At 70.5% G+C, this 18,993-nt stretch carries 8 protein-coding genes; 4 read left to right on the top strand and 4 right to left on the bottom strand.

Annotation, left to right across the window (positions count from 1 at the left end; genetic code table 11):
- Positions 1-195 precede the first annotated feature (195 nt).
- The 4 genes from ACO2Q0_RS11180 (at position 196) to ACO2Q0_RS11165 (ending at position 5,970) form a co-directional block, all read left to right on the top strand.
- Positions 196-1,164: a hypothetical protein gene (locus tag ACO2Q0_RS11180; RefSeq protein ID WP_423351567.1), complete on the top strand. Its 969-nt coding sequence runs from the start codon at positions 196-198 to the stop codon at positions 1,162-1,164.
- Positions 1,165-1,601: 437 nt separating this feature from the next.
- Positions 1,602-2,318, top strand: coding sequence for a response regulator transcription factor (locus tag ACO2Q0_RS11175; RefSeq protein ID WP_423351566.1), 717 nt, complete (start codon positions 1,602-1,604; stop codon positions 2,316-2,318).
- Positions 2,315-3,634: a FecR domain-containing protein gene (locus tag ACO2Q0_RS11170; protein WP_423351565.1), complete on the top strand. Its 1,320-nt coding sequence runs from the start codon at positions 2,315-2,317 to the stop codon at positions 3,632-3,634. Before ACO2Q0_RS11175 ends, ACO2Q0_RS11170 begins: the two co-directional genes overlap by 4 nt.
- 56 nt (positions 3,635-3,690) lie before the next feature.
- The gene (locus ACO2Q0_RS11165) at positions 3,691-5,970 is read left to right on the top strand and encodes a CHASE2 domain-containing protein (RefSeq protein WP_423351564.1); all 2,280 of its coding nucleotides are present in this window, start codon (positions 3,691-3,693) and stop codon (positions 5,968-5,970) included.
- On the opposite strand, the gene ACO2Q0_RS11160 is transcribed toward ACO2Q0_RS11165, so the two are convergent.
- Genes ACO2Q0_RS11160 through ACO2Q0_RS11145 form a run of 4 tightly spaced genes read right to left on the bottom strand, consistent with a single transcriptional unit; the run spans position 5,954 to position 18,861 of the window.
- On the bottom strand, positions 5,954-6,478 hold the full coding sequence (locus tag ACO2Q0_RS11160; RefSeq protein WP_423351563.1) for a hypothetical protein: 525 nt from the start codon (positions 6,476-6,478) through the stop codon (positions 5,954-5,956). The genes ACO2Q0_RS11165 and ACO2Q0_RS11160 overlap by 17 nt on opposite strands.
- 31 nt (positions 6,479-6,509) lie before the next feature.
- Entirely contained in the window at positions 6,510-10,367 is a 3,858-nt protein-coding gene (locus tag ACO2Q0_RS11155; protein WP_423351562.1) for a hypothetical protein, read from the bottom strand.
- Complete coding sequence (locus ACO2Q0_RS11150) at positions 10,364-17,206, bottom strand: SdrD B-like domain-containing protein (RefSeq protein ID WP_423351561.1); 6,843 nt, start codon at positions 17,204-17,206, stop codon at positions 10,364-10,366. Before ACO2Q0_RS11150 ends, ACO2Q0_RS11155 begins: the two co-directional genes overlap by 4 nt.
- Entirely contained in the window at positions 17,158-18,861 is a 1,704-nt protein-coding gene (locus ACO2Q0_RS11145) for a hypothetical protein (protein WP_423351560.1), read from the bottom strand. Before ACO2Q0_RS11145 ends, ACO2Q0_RS11150 begins: the two co-directional genes overlap by 49 nt.
- Between the last annotated feature and the right edge of the window lie 132 nt (positions 18,862-18,993).

Raw genomic sequence — 18,993 nt, 5'->3', positions numbered from 1 at the left:
GCAGCTCACCCGGCGGCGACGCGCTGCGCTAGCTGATGGCTACGCGCCTCGCCGCCAGCCCAGGACAACCAACAGAGGGGTCAATTTTGGACGCCGATAGGGGGTCAATTTTCAACGCCGTTTGACAGTCAATTTTGAAGAACATCGGTCGACGACGGATTGACCGGCGGTTCCGACACAGGCTGACGTCGGCCCATGGTCGCGGACGTCGCCCATCACGCACCTTCGCGGGAGCCCGAGAGGGCGCCTTCCCTGGAGCGGCCCGATGCACAGAGGGCGACCATCAGTCTCTTCGTCGAAGCGATGGCGCTGGGTCGACCGCTGGGCGACCCGCTCGATCGGATGATCCTCGCCGTCATCCTGCAGGCCAACAACGCGCCGATCGCGGCGCAGGCCGACCTGCAGTTGCGCTACGCCACTCTCGCCGAACCCGCGCCCGACGCCTTGCGGCGGCCGATCACGATCCACGCCGTGGCCGTTTCGCTCGGTCTTTCCTTCGAGAGCGTGCGACGGCGGGTGCACGGCCTCGTGGAGCGGGGCGCTTGCGTCCTGAGCCCGGCCGGCCTCACCGTTCCCGCCGAGGTGGTCGCCTCTCCGCCGTTCCAGGCCGCCGCGGGGGAAGCCTACACGCGCCTGCAGGCCTGCTATGCGGCCCTGAAGCGGCTAGGCGTGCTCGACGACCTTCCTGCGTCGACCGCATGGATCGAGGACGACGTCGCGCCCGTGCGGGCGGCCCTGCGGATCGGGTTGGCCTATCTTCTGCGGGTGTCCGACGCCGCGCGGGCGGGCTTCGGCGACGTCGTGACCTGCCTGATCCTGTTCGAAATCGTCCGTTGGAACACCGAACACCTGGACGCCGAGGAAGGCGTCGGGCTGGAGCCCGGCATGTTGAGCGACAGCCACCGCAGGCCGGTGACGATTGCCGGGCTGGCCCGACGGCTGGGCTTCGCCGCCGAGACGACACGCCGCCACGTCCTGGCCCTCACCGAGGCCGGGGTGCTGCAGCGGGTCAGGGGCGGCCTCATCGTCCCGGCGCATCAGTTGGCGTCGCCGGCCGTAGCGCGCTTTTGCCTGGACAACCTCCGCGACGCCCGTCGGATGTTCGCCGCGCTGTCGACGCTGGGCGTGCTCGACGTCTGGCGAAGAGCCGGGGTCGGCGCCTAGCCGCAGGCGATCGGCCCGCCGCCTGCTGTTTACGATTCATTGCATTCCGTTCGGTCGCCGTTCTCTCGCCACGTGGCGCAGAACAACCCAGGATCGTGAAAGACAAGAACAAGGGGACGGCCGCGGCCGGATAGGCGGGAGCGTTGACGGATGGCGTGTTCATGATGGGCCCCGAGGGCCGGCGGCCGGCCGATGCAGCGCGGCCCCGACCTCCAGCGCGCGAACGGCCCTTGACCGCCGTGCAGTGCACCACAGCTTTACAGCTGATGCTTATCCGCTCGGGATCCGCGCCCAAACTGCGAGCATGATTCTCCTGCGAGCGACGCGGCGTGGACCGAATGGGTCGATCCCCTTCGCCGGCCCTGCCCGCGATCGGCGACCTACCCGCCCTTCAACCCCGGCGCCTTGCGGCGGCCCAGTCCTGGAAGCGAGTTCGGATGCGAGTGGCCGTACTGGAGGATGAGGGCGCGCAGGCCGACCTGGTGGTCCGCACGCTGACTCTCGCCGGGCACAACTGCGTCCCGTTCACCACCGGACCGGCGATCATGGCGAAGCTCCGTCAGGAGACCTTCGACCTGCTGATCCTGGACTGGAACGTGCCGGGCGGACTCTCCGGCCTGGACGTGGCGACGTGGGCGCGCGCCCATCTCTCCCCGCCGCCGCCGATCCTGATGGTCACGGCCCGGTCCGACGCCGAGGACATCGTGGCCGGCCTCAACGCCGGCGCCGACGACTTCCTCGTCAAGCCGATCGATCCTTCGGTGCTGCTGGCGCGGGTGCATGCCGTGCTGCGGCGGGCCTATCCGCCCGAGCTGGAGAGCCGGCCGGAAGCGTTTGGCGGCGTCGTTTTCGATCCGCTGAGCCGTGTCGTCTCGGTGGACGGCGAGGAGGTGCAGCTGACCGCCAAGGAGTTCGACCTGGCGCTCGTCCTGTTCCGCAACATGCACCGGGCGCTCGGCCGCTCTTATCTCCTGGAGACGGTCTGGGGCCGCAACCCCGACCTGGCCACCCGCACCCTCGACGCCCACGTCTCGAAGATCCGCGCCAAGCTTGGCCTGCGGCCCGACCGCGGCTTCAAGCTGGCCCCCGTCTACAGCTACGGTTACCGTCTCGAGCGGGTGAGCGACGAGTCGGGCGGGTCTGAGACGGTATGAAATGGGTCCTTGCGGCAGGCGTCCTGATCCTTTCGGCGGGCGCCGCGGCCGCAACCGAACCGGCGAAGCCGACCGAACCGCCTGAACGCTACCAGATCCAGCGCGGCGACACGCTCTACGACCTGGCCGGGAAATATCTGAACCGCCTCGGCGACTATCGACGGGTCCAGCGCGCCAACCGGGTCGCCAATCCCCGCCGTCTCCCGCTCGGCGGCGAGCTCCAGATCGCCCCAGAGCTCCTGCGCACGGAGCCGATCGCCGCGCAGCTGGTGGCTTTCCGAGGGGCGATCACCGTTTCGCAGGGCGCCGCGGAGCTGCCCGTGGCGCGCGGCATGCCGATCCGCGAGGGCCACGCCCTGGCCACCGGGCCCAACGCCTTCCTGACAGTGGAGCTGCCCGACGGATCGAGGGTCACCCTGCCGTCCAACAGCAGGCTGCGGGTGCAGCGGCTTCGGCGGGTCGTGATGACGGGCGCCTTGCAACGTGACTTCGCGATCGACGCCGGACGGAGCAATGCCGTCGTGACCCCGGCGCGCAACCCGCGCGACCGCTTCCTCCTCCAGACGCCCCTGACGGTGTCGGCCGTTCGCGGCACCGAGTTCCGCACCAACTTCGATCCCGAGCGGGGCCAGGCCACCCTCGAAGTGATCGAGGGAACGGTGACCAATGTGCGGTCCGCCGATGCCTCCGAGCAGCCCGTCACGGCCGGCTTCGGCGTGCAGACCACGCCACAGGGGGCCGGCGCGCCCGCCCCGCTGCTGCCCGAGCCAAAGCCCGTGCGGGGCGCGCTGCTGCAGGACGAGCCCGAGCTGAGCTTCCGTCTCGAGCCGCTGGACGGCGCCGGCCGCTACCGGGCGCAGATCGCCATGGATGCGGGCTTCGTCGACATCGTCGCCGAAACCGAAGCTCCGTCGCCGCAGCTGCGTTTCGCCAGCATCCCGAACGGCACCTATTTCGCCCGCTTCACGGCGCTCGCGGCCGACGGTCTGGAAGGCCGGCCTTCCACCTTCGCCTTCGAACGGCGGCTCAACAGCTTGAGCCTGGAGGAGCCCAGGGCCCTCGCCGGCGCCAAGCGGCGCTACCTGTTCAAGTGGACCACCGCCGGGGAAGGCACGGCCAGCTACCGCTTCGTGCTGACGCCCAGCCGCGCCGGCGCCGCCCCGGTGATCGACCAGTCGGGCCTGACGTCCGGCGAGTTCGTCGTCACCGACCTGCCGCCCGGCGCCTACGAGTGGCGCGTCCTCGTCGTGCGTTTCGAAGACGGCAAGGCGGCGGAGAAGTGGTCCGCCCCACAAAGGTTCGAGGTGGCGCGATAGCCCGGGGTGGTCCGGTCCGCCGCTTCTTCCGCGCCTGGCGCCGGCGGCCGCGCCAGATGCGGCAGATGCTCGTCGAGTGGATCGCCGTCTTCGTGCTCGGCGCCGCTCTCGCCGTGGGCCTGGTGATCACCGACGCCACAGTCCGGCTCGACAATGTCCTCTACGACGCCTTCGTGCGCCGCCTTGAGCGGCCCGCCGCGGACGACATCCTGATCGTCGCCATCGACGACGCCAGCCTCCAAGCCCTCGGGCCCTGGCCGTGGCCGCGGGCGGTGCACGCCCGCCTGCTCGACCGCCTGGCCGACAGTGGCGTGAAGGCGGTCGGCTACGATGTGCTGTTCCTGGAGCCGGCGCCCGACCCCGCGGACGACGCCGCGCTCGCCCGGTCGCTGGCGCGTACCGGCCGCGTCTGCCTTCCGGTGATGTTCGATCTGCCGGGGCCGAACGGCCAGGCCTTCGCCACGCGGGCGCCGCCTCCCGAGCTGCGGCGTCACGCGCGGCTGGGCCACGTCGATATGGTGTTCGACGCCGACGGCCTTTCGCGTCGGGCGGTGCTCTACGAGGGCGACGGGGTCCGGCGTCTGCCGCACCTCGTCGAATGCCTGCGTCTGGCGGGGACCGGCGCGCCCCCCGGCCGCTCGCCGCTCCCCGACGGTGCGACGGCGGCGGCGTTCGTACGGGAAGGAACGATGCTGATCCCCTTCGCTGCCGCCGGTGGATTCCGCACGGTCTCCGCGGCCAGCGTCATCGCGGGCGAAGTGCCGGACGGCTTCCTGCGGGGCAAGCTCGTGCTGGTCGGCGCGACCGCCGCAGGGCTCGATGACAGGCATTCCACCCCGCTCAGCACCCGCGGCCACTCCCTGCCGGGCGTCGAGATCGAGGCCAATCTCCTCAATGCGCGCCTCTCGGGCGACGTCGTCGACGCGGCGGGTCAGCCGCTGCGGCTGGCGTTCACCTTGGCAGGCGTGGCGTTGATGATGCTGGCCCTGGCGGTGCTGCCGCCCCGCCGAGCGCTGCCGCTCGGGTTCGGCGTGATCGTGGCCGCGGTGGCGACAAGCGGGCTGACGCTGATCGTCGGGCAGGTCTGGCTGCCGCCGTTCGCCTTGATCCTCACCGTGCTGGTGCTGTTCCCGGTCTGGGGATGGCGTCGCCTCGAGGCCGCCACCGGCTACATGGTCGCCGAGCTGCAGCGCTTCGCGGCCGAGCCGGACCTGCTGAGACTGCGGCGCTACAAGCCCGCCGGCGGAGACGCCGTGGCCCAGCAGATCCAGCTGATGCACCAGACGATCGCCCGCGTGCGCGATCTACGCCGGTTCGCGGCCGACACCTTGAGGAGCCTGCCGGACCCGACCGTGGTGCTGAACCGAGACGGCGAGATCCTGTTCGGCAATCGGGCCGCGCGGCGCCTGGCGCGGAGCGCCGGCTTCTCGCGACGTCGACGGCGGCTGGCGGACCTCGCCCAGGGCTGGACAGACCTTGAGGGCGCCCCTCTTCGACTTCCGATCGGTTCTGCGGCCTCAGGCGCGGCCGGCTGGGCGCAGGAGGTCCTCTCCCCGGAGGGGCAGCCCTACCTCGCCGCCCTCGCGCCCCACGGCGACGCAGCCTTTGCCGAGGCCTGGATCCTGCGGCTCACCGACATCGGCGAGCTGAAGGCCGCGGCCGCGCAGCGCGAACAGATCATCCAGTTGCTCAGTCATGACATGCGCGCGCCGCAGAGCTCCATCCTGGCGCTGCTGGAGACCGCTCCGCCCGAAGCCGTGCCGCCGGACCTGAAGCAGCGGCTGGCCGGCTACGCGCGGCGCACCCTCGCGCTCGCCGGGAACTTCGTGCAACTCGCGCGCGCCAGGTCTAGCGCCCTCGCCTTCGAACTCGTCGACCTGGGCGACATCCTCGTGGAAGCGGCCGACGAGCTGTGGCCGCTCGCACGCCAGGCCGGCGTGCGGATCGACGTGCTAAGCGAAGGCGAACATCTGATCGCGGGCGAGCGCGATCTGCTGACCCGGGCCTTCATCAACCTCCTCGACAATGCGATCAAATACAGCGCGGCTGGAACGGTCGTGACCTGTCGTCTCGCCGAGAGCCGGAACGGCGCCTTCCTCGTCACCATCGTCGATCAGGGCGTGGGGATGAGCGCCGAGCAGCTCGGGCGGCTCTTCACACCCTTCCAGAGGTTCGCGTCCGGTTCGGCATCGGATGGCACGGGTCTCGGCCTCTCCCTGGTGGCGCAGGTGATGGCCCGACATGGAGCCACGATCGAGTGCCGCAGCGCGCCGGGCGAAGGCGCCACCTTCACCCTCGCCTTCCCTCCCGCGTCGGCCGTCAGTCAGGCGCGCTGAGGCTCGCCGCCGCGCTGCCGGCCAGGCGGCGCAGCGCCTCCGGATCCGATCCCCGCCAGTAGTCCAGCGTCGCCGTCGTCCGTCGGAGCTCGCGGCCTGTGGCGGCGTCGAGGACCACGAGGCTGAGCGCGCGCCGCCCCCGCTTGAAGACGTTCCAGGGGCGAGGCGGTATGCGTTCCGCCATCCACTGCGGGTCGCCGCCGTCGGGGCCTGGCACGAAGGCGCCCACACGCGCCGGCCGGTCGCCGTAGCTGGCGACGACGAGGTACTCGGCCGGGGCCCCTGCCGCGGCCGGGCGCCAGCCCTGGGTCGCCAGGGCCGCGCTCACGGCTTCGCCCAGGCTGTCCGGCGCCTCGGGCCGACCCGCGACCCGGAAGGTGGCAGGCGCCGGCGCGCCTGCGCCGGCGGTGGCCACCACGTGCGGGACCGGTGCATGGAGGCACCCGGCCAGCAACAGCGCGGCGCAGAAGGTCGAGGCGAGTCGCATGGACGGGATCATCCCGCCCATGCCCCTTGGTGTACAGCGGCGACCGCCGCCATCAGAACTTGCCGATCACGTTCAGGAAGAAGCCGCGATCGTCGTAGCTGAGGTCGGACAGGTCGTCGGAGAAGTCGGTGAAGTTGAATCCGGCGCCGATCTTCACGTGGTCTCCGAGGTGGCGATAGACCGCGACCAGGCCGCCGGTGCGGACATCGTCCGACTCCTTGACGCTCAGGCGGCGGGCCTCGACCACCACGTCCCATTCCTTGACCACCCGATAGTCGGCCCGGGCGGCCAGGAACAGCGCCTGGCTGTCGAACCAGGGCGCCGAGCTGTCGCGCGAGGGCCGCAGCTCGCCGAGGCGGTAGGCCACCTTGGCGCCCAGCTCCAGGCGCGGCGTGACCTGATAGGTCCCGTCCACAGCCACGATGGTGCTGCGCTGGGCGAAGTCGAGGTTCAGGCCAAGGGCGTCGACCTGCGCCGGCGACGGCAGGTCGTGCAGGTAGGTGACCTTGGCGAGCAGGTTCAGCCTGTCGTTCGTGACCGGACGGTACGCGCCGGCCAGGGCCAGCTCGTAGAAGTCGGCGTCCAGCACCTGCGTCGGGTCGTCCGCCTCGGAGATCGAGACGTTCCCCTTGGCATAGACGCGGAACGACGGATCCACCTTCCAGCTGATGGAATTGCGCGTCAGCCAGCTGCGGCGTTCGGCCTGGCCATCGGCCTGCTCGCGCCGGTGCTCGAGCGAGGAGCTCCAGCGCAGGCGCTCGTCGCCGTAGTCGACGCTGCCGGCGATCACCTCGCGATCGATCCCGCCGCCCAGGGCGTTCTTCAGGTCGCCGGTTTCGAACTTCAGCCCGAAGGTCCAGGATTGGATGGGATTGAAGTCGACGCCGTACGACTGGGTAAGGCCCGTCGGGCCGTCGCCGTGCTCGTATCGCTCCTCGCCGAAGACCGACACGCGGTCGGTGACGCGGTAACGGGCCCCGGCGCCCAGGCGGCCCTGGCGTCCATTGTAGAGCGCATCCGGGTTCTCGCCGGCCAGCGCATAGCTGAGATAAAGCGAGCCGCGGTTGTCGAGCACGAGGTCGGTCCGCAGGTCGGCGCCGAACCCGAGGTCGCCTTCCGAGACCGTTCCCTTCAGGGTCAGACGATCATTGATCTGCGCCTCGCCGCCCACCCCGAAGCGGTCGTTCTCCAGGCGGCCGCCATCGCGATCCAGCGTCTTCTGGCCGAAGACGTAGGCCGCCCATGGCCGGTCGCGATCCTGCGACGGGACATCCGCCTTGGCGGAATGCCGGAAGCCGAGCTGCACGGCCGCATCGGTGCGGCCGCCGAGCGCGTCGCCCGTGGCGTACACGGGAGAATAGGGCGTCGCCTGCCCCTTCTGGTCCTCGGCGCGGACGCCGACGGATCCGAACCAGCCATGGACCGTCTCCTTCCGGACGCCGGCCTCGATGGCGCTGCGCTCGGTGAAGCCGCCGTGGGTGACGTCCGCCTTGGCGCTCAAGGTCACGCCCTCGGCGAGGCGCACGTCGAGCTTGCCGCCGTACTGCTCCAGGCTTTCGCCGAAGGTCAGCTCGCCCGGCGCCGAGAAGCCGGCTTCCCGGTTGCGGTAGTAGGCCCGGATCCGGCCTTGCAGGGCCGTGTTCAGGTCCGAAAGGTCGGACTCCCCTTCCAGCAGATAGGCCATCGCATTGTCGGCGCGGGTCTGCAGGTGGGTGAAGTCGTAGCCGCCGTACGAGGACACGAGGCTCTCGCCTGCCGCACCGTCCGAACGGGCGACCTCGGCCCGCAGGAAGGTGCCCGGACGGTAGCGCAGCAGCAGGTCCGCGCCCTGCAGCTCCTGGCGGCCGTCGTCCTCGCCCTGTCGGAAGGCGCTGGCGCCCACGCGGACGCCGTCGGTCAGCCAGTGCTGGACGCGGCCGCCGGCCGTCATGGCGTCGGGACGCGCGAAACCCGGCACGTATTCGTAGGTGGCGACCAGCCAGACCGGATTGCCGCCGAGACCGCCCTGCTGGACGAACTCGTCGGCGTCCGCGGTCATCGGCAGCGCCTGCCGCAGCAGGACGCGGCCCTGGATGTAGTTCACCTCGTAGTCGCGGAAGGGCACGAGTTCGGTCCGCTGCAGCACCAGGCCGCTGTCGCGGTCCCGCACTTCGACGAACAGGCGCTCCGAGCCCTGGGACACGTCCTGGTGGCGCAGGTAGTAGGCCGAGCCGCCGGTCGAGGCGAAGTCTTCGCGGCTCCCGATGGCGCCGGGATCGGCCGCGAAGACGGTCGCTTCCGTCCGGCGCTCACCCTGAGCCGTGGTCGCGAGACCCCGCCACTCCGCCTGGCCGCCGTAGAGCCCGCGCTGATAGCGCAGCAGCTCGGTGTCGCCCATTTCCGTGTGGAAGTTGCCCCACATGAGGCGCGTGGTGTCGCTTTCCGCCCGCACGTAGAAGCGGCCGGAGGTGGGCGCGTCCTCCACGGTGATGGAGTCGTCGCCGTATACCGGATAGTGCCGATCGGGGTCGAGGCGCCGCAGGAGCGCCCGCGGGTCCTTTTCATCGAACTGATCGAAGAGATCGGCCAGGCGCTGCTCGCCGGTGTCGGCCGAAGCCGTAACGCGCCAGTCGTCCGTGACCTGGCCCTTGTAGTAGAACGCCAGGCGGCCATCGACGAAGTCGCGGCGGGAGTCCGCGTCGTCGGCCAGCATCTCGCTGTCGCCGCCGCGCTTCAGGCGATGCCCCGCCGTGAGATCGACGATGCCGACGAAGAAGCGGTCGTGCTTCGGACGATCGATCTTGCGGCGGATCTCCTCCGGCGGCCTGCCGGGTTCGGCCACGCGCACCACCACCTCGTCCGCATCCGGCGGCAGGATCTGCTGCAGGACGAAACGGCCCTGGCGATCGAGCGGGGCGACCTCGCCGAGACCCTCCACCTTGGCGCCGGGCGCGGCCGCGCCGCTCACCGTCACCTGCGGACCCTTGACCGGGATGTTGGCGATGCGGCGCTGGTTCTCGAACAACGGTCCCTGTCGAGGGCCGCCCTTGCCGTCGACCAAGCCCTTGAGCGCGGAAGGATCGGTGCTCGGGCGATCGAGCAGGTTGAGCGTCTGGGGCTCGGTCTCGTCGAACCGGCCGTCCTTGTCGTAGACGCGCAGGACGTAGCGCAGGCTGCGCGCGGGCCCGGTCGGCGGGGTCCAACGGATCGGCTGCCCGAGCTGCACGGAGGCCACCGTGGCCGGCTGGCCGTCGATCAGGTCGTCGGCCTCGAACACGCGCAATTCCGCCCGGTCGATCCAGGCGGCGTAGTTGATGAACGGGAAGAAGACCGCCGTCTCGCCTGCGCTGACCACGGGCTTGGCCGGAACGACGCTGAGCACCGGCGTGGCGTCCGGCGCCGAGACCTGCACCCGCACGTCGTGAGCGTCGAGCGCCAGGTCGGCCTTCCGCTGCGCGTCGGCCTTGGGAGCGACGTACTTGTCGATGAAGTCGGCGCGCAGGCGCGAGCTCTCGCTGACCGGCTCGCCATCGACGCTGACGCGGAAGCCGTCCTCGGCGATCGGCGCATCACGCTCGAGGTTGGGAGCGACGCGCCGGACTTCCACCACGCCGTTGTCCGCTAGCGGGCCGCAGGGCCGGACTTCGTCGCCGCAGTAGTCCTGCGGTTCGCGGACGGGCTCGGCCGCCGCGGCGGCGGCCGTGTCGACCGCAGCGAGCCCGACGCTGAACGCCCGCGGAGCGGTCGCCGCCGTGAAGCCGTAGCCTGCATCGAGCGCGTTGGATGCGTAGATCCGCGGAGCCGTGGCGATCGGACCGTCGTCGGGAGCCGCTCGCGTATCGCCTGTCTCAGCCCGAGCCGCGCCCGCGTTGAGGGCGATCGCCGAGGCGCTGATCAGGAGCGCGATCAGGGTGTGACGCGGCTGGGTCATTGGACGCCCCCCACGGCGGTCTCCAGTTCGATGACAAGTCGGTATCGGTCTCGATCGCGCCTCCACTCCCGTTCGATCGCCTCGCGCAGGTTGGCCACGCGGCGCTTCACGAGGTCCGCGTCCTCGTCCTGGGCGTGATAGGCCACGCGCAGGACCGCCGGCCGCTCGGCGAGGGTCTGCACCAGCGCCCCGACCTTGGGCCGGAAGGCGTCGGCGACCTGCTCGCCCTCGAAGGCGATCGAGGCGACATCCAGGCGGACCACGCGGTGCAGGCTCGCGCCGAAGTTCAGCTTGGCGAACTTGCCGCGGGTCAGCCGCACGGTCTCGGGGTTGCCGGTGACCATCCGGTAGCCAGTGGGCAGCGTCCGCTCGTCGAGCTTCAGGATGAAGTTCGAGCCGCGGGCCTCGTTCGGCACCATCGGGCAGGTGATGTGGTACCGCCCTTCCGCATCGGTGGTGACCAGCAGGCCGTCAGTGGTGGCCAGTCGCACCCCGCCGAGACCCGGCTCGCCCTCGTCCTGCACGCCGTTGGCGTTGCGGTCGTCGAAGACCTTGCCCAGCACGTCGGTGCAGTCGAAGTCGGGATCGGCCCCGAGCCGGACGGTGGCGTCCGCCAGGTTCGAGATCACCGTGCCGGTGGCGCCGCTGGTGGCGAACGCCTGGTTCACGTGCTCGCCGCTGCCGACGCCCGCACCGACGGTGAGGATCAGATCGATCTTCTTCTCTTCGTTCGGCGCGAAGTTCAGGCCCGACCAGCTCAGCAGACGACCCTGCTCCACCGGCTCGGCGGCGACGCCGTCGATCCGCGCGCTGTCCTTGCGGTAGCGGAAGCCGGCGGGCGTGCGGTCGTTGAGCGTGACCCCCGTCATCGCGCCCGCCGTCGCGTTGCGGACGGTGATCGTATAGGGGACCAGCCCGCCGCGGGTGACGTTCACCATCGGCGTCGTCTTGGTGACCACCAGGCCGTCGGCCGACAGCGGATCGATCGGCAGGTTGTTGTTCAGCACGTCGGCCGAGACGCCCACCGTCAGCACGAAGCTGAGGAAGTAGGCGGTGCTTCCCGCCCCCGTGGCGCAGGTCTGCACTGCGCTGGTGGGAGGCGCGCCCGTGATGGTCGAGACGAGCATCGGGCTCGGCGTGGCGCCGACCGTCAGCGCGCCCGGGCACGGCGGGATCAGCGCCGAAGGCGTCACCGGATTATAGCCGGCCGGCGGCGTCACCTGCAGGCTGTAGGTCCCGGCCGGCGCGCCCTGCAGCAGCAGGAACTGATAGATGCCGTCCGCGCCCGTCGTCTGGCTGACGTTGGCCGCGCCGCCCAGCAGATGCTGCGCGGGATCGAACCCGGCCGGCCCGGTGAACTTCACCACCGCGCCCGGCACCGGCGTGCGGCGGACGGCGTCGTAGACCACGCCGGCCGGATCGAGCGGCAGGGACTGCTCGGTCACGTTGGCGCCGGGCGCCAGCTTGATGTCGACCAGCTCGCCGTCCTCGAAGCGCGCCCCGCCGGGGTTCTCGGGACCGACTTGGCCCGCAGGCGGCGTCTGGCCGTCCTCGTTCGGCCGCGCTCCGCCCCAGCGGTGCCCTTCCGGGCTGATGAACCGGAGGCGATAGCCGGAGCCCGGCGCCAGGTCGACGAACTGGTAGTCGCCGTTGGCGTTCGTCTTGGCCGTGCCGATCAGGGCGTCGCCCAGCCGCAGCTCGACGGTCCAGTCCGCCTTCGGCGGCTCGTTCGGATCCCGGGCGCGGTCGTGGTCGAGGTCGAGCCACACCGAGCCGGAGAGCTGGGCGCGGGCGCCGCGCTCGCCGAACAGGTAGCCGGTAGCGTCCTGCGCCGGGCCGAGCACGATGCCGCCGATGGCGTCAGGCGGCGACAGCGCGCCCCCGACCGACCCCACCGTCTCGGCGCCGTCCGTATAGTCGGCCGGCTGGGTCTCGGTGACGGTGTAGGTTCCGCCCACGACGCCGACGAACCGATAGCTGCCGTCGGCCGCCGTGGTGGTGGTCTGGGTCACCGCCCGGCCGCGCGCGTCCGTGCCCGTGAGGGTGACGGTGACGCCGCCGATGGCCGGTTCGGACGGGCCCCGCTGGCCGTTGCCGTCCTGGTCGACGTAGACGGCGCCCGAGATCGAGCCCGCCTTTTCTCCGTAGTTCGTCACCGGCGTCGCGGTCGCGGTGACGGTGACCGGCACGCGCGGGTTCGGGTTCTCGCGGCCGTCGCCGTAGCCGGCGGGCTGCACCTCCTCGATCGTGTAGGTCCCCGGCGCCACGCCCGGGAAGTTGAAGCTGCCCGAAGCGCCGGTCGTCGTCGTGCGGATGACCGCGCCGGCCTGGTCCAGCAGGCGGACGGTGACGCCGTCGATGCCGGGCTCGTCGGCGTCGCGCGCGCCGTTGTCGTTGAGGTCGAGATAGACGGAGCCCTGCAGGCCCGTGCCGTTCTCGCCGAACAGGTAGCCGGTCGCGTCCGAGCCCACGGGCAGGACGATGCCGCTGATGCGGTCGTTCTCCACCGTGCCGCCGGCGGTGCCGGCGGTTTCGCCGCGGTCGTCGAAGCCGGCCGGCTGCGTCTCGGTCAGGATGTAGTTTCCGCCGAGCACCTCGGTGAAGCGATAGGCGCCGTCCGGGCCGGTCGTCGCCGTGAGGCTCACCGGTGCGCCGCCCTCGGCGGTCCCGGTCAGTCGCAGTTCCACACCCGCGATGCCGGCTTCGTCGGCCTGGCGGACGTTGTCGTTGTTGGCGTCCACATAGACCGCGCCCGACAGGGTGCTGACGGTTTCGCCGAAGCGGACGAAGGCAGGGGTCCCGGTGGTCACGACCACTGCGACACTGTTGGGCGTCGAAGAGCCGTAGCCGGCGGGCTGCAGTTCCTCGACGGTGTAGGCCCCCGGCCCCACGCCGGGGAAGCTGAAGCCGCCGTCGGCGTCGGTGGTGACCACCTGGACCACCGAGCCGTTCTGCAGCAGCCGCACGATGACGCCGCTGATGCCCCGCTCGTTGTCGTCCACGCCGTCACGTTGCGGGTCGAGGAAGACCCGGCCGGTCAGGGAGGTGTCGACCGGCTGCGTCGGCGGGCTGCGCTCGCCGAAGAGATAGCCCGTCACCTCGGCGCCCGCCGCCAGGGCGATGCCGGTGATGCGGTTCGCGGCCGGCGTGGCGTCGAAGATGGCGTTGTTCACCGCGCCGCCCGAGGCGCCGGCGGTCTCCCGACCGTCGACATACGCATTCGGATGGGTCTCCACGAGATCGTAGGTCCCGGCCGGCAGGTCGCCGAAGCTGTAGCTGCCGTCCGCAGGGGTGGTGACGACGCAGCTCAGCGGCGTCGGCAGCGCGGCGCGCTGAGTGCAGATGTCCGCCCCAAGCGCCGTCGTGCCCGAGAGGGTGACGAGCACGCTGGCGATGCCGACCTCGCCGGCGTCGCGGACGCCGTTGTCGTTGTCGTCTCGGTAGACGGAGCCCGCGAGAGCCGCCGGACGTTCGCCGAAGCGATAGTCGACGCCGAGCTGACCCGTCCCAACCTGGATGCTGGAGATCACGTCGTTGCCGGCCGTGCCGATGGTGACGCCGCCGACCGTGCCGGCCGCGTCGAGCCCGTCGCCGTATTGCGAGAGCGGCGCGGACGCCTGGGACTGTTCGGTGAGGGTGTAGCCGGCCCCGTTCGCGGTCGGGAGGTTCAGGAACGTGAAGGCGCCGGTCGCATCGGTCGTCCGCACGCAGCTGACAAGCAGGGTGCAGACATTGTCGCCGTTCGCCGTCGTTCCCGAGAGCGTGACGTTGACGCCCGCGATGCCGATCTCGCCGCCGTCGCGGACGCCGTTGTTGTTGCGGTCCACGTAGACGTAGCCGGTCAGCGCCTCGCCGCTTTCGGCGAAGTTGTAGTTCACGGCGGTTGAGCCCGGATTCAGCACGATGTTGCTGATCGCCAGGTTGGCGGCACCCACCGACGGCGTGTTGGCGCCTGAAGCCGCGCCCGACTGGCCGCCAAGCGAGCCCACGTAGGCGCCCACATGGTCGAGGCCGGCGGGCGGCGTCACCGTCACCGTGTAGGTTCCGGCCCGCAGCAGCTGGCAGGCGGGAGACGGGTCGCTGGCGTTCGGGAAGCTGTAAGCGCCCGAGCCGCTGGAGCTGACGGTGCAGTTCACCGCAGCGCCAAGGTCGTCGACGCCGGTGAGCGTCAGGGTGGCGCCCGCGACACCGGCCGTGTCGGCCGGATCGCGCACGGCGTTCTGGTTGATGTCGAAGAAGACGAACCCGCTGAGAGTCGCGCTCGGCAGTTCGCCAAAGTTGCGCTCCGTCAGGGCCTGGCCGGGGGCGACGTCGCCCACGACGAGGTTTTCGGGAGCCGGCCGGTTGTCGGAGTTGGCGACCACCGCACCGACGCCGTTCGTCTCGAGGCCATCGGCGGCCGCCGTCGGCTGGACGAGCTCCGTCACGGTGTAGCCCGCCGCGTCGGAGGGCGGCAGGTCGGCGAAGCTGTACTGGCCGTTGTTGTCGACCAGCGCGGTCAGGTTGACCGCCGCGCCGGAGTAGTCGTTGCCCGTCAGCCGCACATGCGGGGCGCTGGCGAACGCGGCCGGAGCGTAGCCCGCCTCGCCGCCGTCGCGGGTGCCGTCCTTGTCGAGGTCGCGGTAGATGTAGCCCGAGAGGCTCGCTTCCCGCACTTCGCGGAAGATGTAGCCCGTGGCGGCCGTGTTCGGCGCCAGGGCGATGGCGCTGATCGTGTTGTTGGCCGCCGCGCTCGTGAACGCGGCGTTGTTGACCGTCCCGGCGGACGTGCCGGCGGTCTCGGTCCAGTCGAAGTAGTCGGCCGGCTGGGTCTCGACGGCGGAGTAGGTCCCGCCGGGCAGCTTGTCGAAGCTGTAGGCGCCCGAAGCATTGGTCGTGGCCGTGCGCACCGGCAGGGTATTGCCGTAATCGTCGACGCCGTTGAGCTGGACGGTCACACCCGACAGCGCCTCGCCCGCGTCCATCACATTGTCGCGGTCGATGTCGTTGTAGACGACGCCCGCGAGGCTCGACTCCTGCAGCTGCACGGTCTCGGTCTTGCTGTTGTTGCTCGAGACGGTGTCGCGGCTGATCGGATTGCCCGTGCCGTCCTGGCCAGGCGCGATCGCGGCGGTGTTCTGATGCGGCGTCGCGATCGACTGGGTGAACGGATAGACCGCACGCACGGTGAAGCGGACCGTCGCCGTGCTGCCGTCGCCGGGGAACGCGCCGTCGAGTACGCAGACGACCGTCGTCGTGCCGGTGCAGCTGATCGTTCCGACCGTGAGGCCGCCCGTCACGCCCGTGACCACCGGAGCCGGCGTCATCACCTGGAAGCCGGACGGCAGGGTGTCGGTCAGGCGGACCTGTGTCGTGTCGGACGGGCCGTTGTTGCGGATGACGACGTCATACTGCAGGGGCTGGTTCACGTTCGCCGGCTCGGCCGTCACGAGCGTCTTCGAGACCACCTCGAGGTCGGTGCGCGGCAGGACCGTGGTCGTCTGGGTGGCGACGTTGTTCGCGAGGTTGGCGTCAGCCTGCGGCGTGCCTGTGGTCGGCTGCTCGGCGGCGGTGACGTTGGCGTTGTTGGTGAAGGTCAGCGTCGTCGAGGGCGCGGAGCCTCCGGTGTTGAACTTCAGCTGGAAGATCACCTGCCGGCCGGGATCGAGGTAGTTCAGGCTCGCATCCGACCCATGGAGCCGGCACTCGACGTTCGACCCGACGACCGCACAGTTAGGAGCTGGCGGGGTGTAGAGGGTGAAGCCGCCGTTCGCCGCCACCGGGTTCACGGTGAAGCTGTCGAACACCATCGTGTAGCCGCCCGCCGGCGGCGACGGCAGGTCGGTGACGACCACATTGGTGGCGCGCGAGGGCGACACGTTCGAGACGCGGATGTTGTAGACGAGCTGGCCGCCGAACTCGATCGGGTCGAACGCCGGGCCCGGCTCGGCCTTGGTGATCTGCAGATCGTACTGCGGCGCGTTCACGTCGTGCGTGACGTTGTTGCTGTCGGTCTGGTGGCCGGCCACCTGGGTGGTCGTCGTCGTCACCGAGGCGGTGTTCGTATGGCCGATCGGGAAGCCGGAAGTCGCCCCGCCGAACGGATAGCGCGGCCGGATCTGCTGCACGACCTGGAAGACGTCGCCGCGATTGAAGGCGCCCAGCGTGCAGGTCACCTCCCCCGTGCCGTCGTTCTTGGAGCACGAGGCGCTGGGCTTGGTCGTGGTGGGGTTGCCCACCAGCTCGAACCGCGTCGGGTCGATGGTGTCGCTCAGCTGCACGCCGGCCGCAGGATTGGGGCCGTTGTTGCGCACGCTGATCGTGTAGTTGCCGAGCACGCCGACGCGCGCCGGGTTCGGCGTGACCGTCTTGCTGTTGACGGTGATGTCCGCGAGGGGATCGACGGTGTAGCTCGCCGAGGCGTTGTTGTTGGCCGTGTTGGACTCGGTGGTGTCCGGCGAGGTGACGGTGGCGGTGTTCGTGTACGCGCCCGACCCCATCGGCCGGTTGACGCGGATCACCGCCGTCTCGCTGTCCCCCGGCGCCATGTTCGGGATGGTCCAGGAGATCTGGCCGTTGCTGTTGTAGCTGAGCGTTCCCTTGGTGACGCTGTCGGTCGCGAAGGTGGTCAGCGCGGCGGGGATCCCCGATCCGGCGGCCAGGTTCAGCGCGTTCGGAACGTCGTCGGTGACGATCACGGTGTCGGCGATCTCGCCGCCGACCGCGTTCGCCGCCCGCAGGCGGATGAAGAAGTGATCGTCGGTCTCGTCGACGACGAGGCCGGATGTCACCCACCCGGCCGCGTCCAGGCTCACGTCCTTGAGGACCGACAGGTCCGTTGTGTCCGGCGTGGCGAACACGCCGGCGCCTTGGCAGTCGTTCGACGCGTTCTCGTCGAGCGGCGTGGCGAGCGACCCGGCCGTTCCGCCCGTGCACGCGGTGTTGGAGACCGTCCCGTCGATGCCGGTGCCGGCGACGGTGACGAGGGAAAGGTCGATGTGCGCCCCGACCGCAAGCGTGCCCGTGCCCGTGGTGCTGCACGTGATGACGTTCGCCGCCTGGCTGCAGGCCAGCCCGCGCCGGCGGAGACGTAGTTCTCCTTCGACGCGTCGACGGTGTCGGTGACCCGGATCGGCGTCGAGGGCGTGTAGCTCAGCGTCGCCGGGCCGAGGTTGGTCACCCGGATGGCGCTGGTCATCTGCTGACCCTCGTCGACCGGGTTCGGCCCCTTGGTCTTGGTGACGCGCAGGTCGGCGCTCGGGGCGGCGATCTGGAAGTTGGCGCTGGCCTGGTTGTTGGCCGGGTTCGGGTCCGTGAACCCGCCGGGCGCCGCCGCCACCGCCTGGTTCAGGAAGCTGCCGCTGGTCGCGGTCGTCCCGGTCACGGGGATCACGAAGGTCGCCGTTGCGCCGTCCGCCAGCGCGCCGGCCGTGCAGGTGACGGTCTGGCCGACGGCCGAGCACCCGGCGGGCAGCGTGCCCAGCGTGAAGTTGGCGTGGAACGTATCCACGATCGTCGCGCCGGCGCTGACCGCGAACGGCCCGTCGTTGACAATGCGCAGGGTCACGTTGGCCGTGGAGCCCTCAAGAATCGTGGCCGGCATCGACTTCTGCGCCAGCAGGTCGGCGCCGGGTTCGACGTTGGTCACCACGGGCGGGCTGACGGTGTTGTTGTTGGGGTTCGGGTCGGCGACGAGCGGGTCGGTCAGCGAGGCCGCGGCATTGTTGGTGATGGTGCCGGCGATGGCCTTCACCACCGTGCCCACGATGTTCACCGAGGGATAGGCGCCGGTCCGCGCCGTGCCGCCGAAATTGCAGGTGACCACGCCGCTGGCGTGGTTGCAGGTCCAGTTCGTGCCGCTCGCCGAGGCGAACTGGAAGTCCGAACTCGCGGGAAGGCTGTCGGTGATCCGCACAGCCGCCGTCGCGTCGGGTCCGTTGTTCGTGACGGTCAGCGTGTAGGTCAGGGTCTCGCCGCCGGCCACGGCGTGGTCCGGCTGATTGTCCGTCTTGGTGATCGTCAGGTCCGCGCCGGACACCACATTGGGGGTCAGCGGCAGGCTGTCGTTGGCGGCGTTGGTGTCGGTCACGCCGACCGGAGTTGCGATGGTGGCCGTAGTCTGGGCCGCGCCGAGCTGCCGGGCGGTCGCCGAATAGGTCAGATTCAGGTCGCCGTTGGGGAAGTTGGCGATGTTGCAGGTGATCGTCTGCGATCCGACCGCGCCCGCGACCGAGCAGCCCGCCGGAACTTGGCCGGCGGTCACTTCGAAGCCGGGGCTCACCTGAATGGTCAGGGTGGCGTTGGTGACCGCCGATTCATTGTTGGTCAGGCGGATGCTGAAGTCGGTGACGCCACCGTTGGCCACCGGGTCAGGGTCTTGGGTGTACTCGGAGACCTGCAGGTCCGCCGCCATCGCGCCCGTGGCGACGAACAGAGACATCAGGAAAGCGACGACGCCGAACGGCCGACGAGCCGACGCGATCTTGCGCGCGGCAAGAGTCCCGAAGAAACGCATGAGCAGTGCCCCAACCCCTAGGGCGCGGCACGAGGGCCGCGCGTAGCGAGGCCGGCTTTGGCACAATTCCGAAGCGGCGCCAGTAGGACAACCGGTCGCCTTTACGACATTTTACAATTGGGCCGGGGCGGA

It is taken from the genome of Phenylobacterium sp. VNQ135 (assembly GCF_049445735.1).
Lineage (GTDB): Bacteria > Pseudomonadota > Alphaproteobacteria > Caulobacterales > Caulobacteraceae > Phenylobacterium.
Note: the sequence above shows the minus strand (reverse complement) of the source record. Positions and strands in the feature narration are given on the sequence as shown.

Coding starts and splice junctions, on each gene's coding strand:
- ACO2Q0_RS11180 (WP_423351567.1), top strand. CDS start 196: ATGGTCGCGGACGTCGCCCATCACGCACCTTCGCGGGAGCCCGAGAGG.
- ACO2Q0_RS11175 (WP_423351566.1), top strand. CDS start 1,602: ATGCGAGTGGCCGTACTGGAGGATGAGGGCGCGCAGGCCGACCTGGTG.
- ACO2Q0_RS11170 (WP_423351565.1), top strand. CDS start 2,315: ATGAAATGGGTCCTTGCGGCAGGCGTCCTGATCCTTTCGGCGGGCGCC.
- ACO2Q0_RS11165 (WP_423351564.1), top strand. CDS start 3,691: ATGCGGCAGATGCTCGTCGAGTGGATCGCCGTCTTCGTGCTCGGCGCC.
- ACO2Q0_RS11160 (WP_423351563.1), bottom strand. CDS start 6,478: ATGGGCGGGATGATCCCGTCCATGCGACTCGCCTCGACCTTCTGCGCC.
- ACO2Q0_RS11155 (WP_423351562.1), bottom strand. CDS start 10,367: ATGACCCAGCCGCGTCACACCCTGATCGCGCTCCTGATCAGCGCCTCG.
- ACO2Q0_RS11145 (WP_423351560.1), bottom strand. CDS start 18,861: ATGCGTTTCTTCGGGACTCTTGCCGCGCGCAAGATCGCGTCGGCTCGT.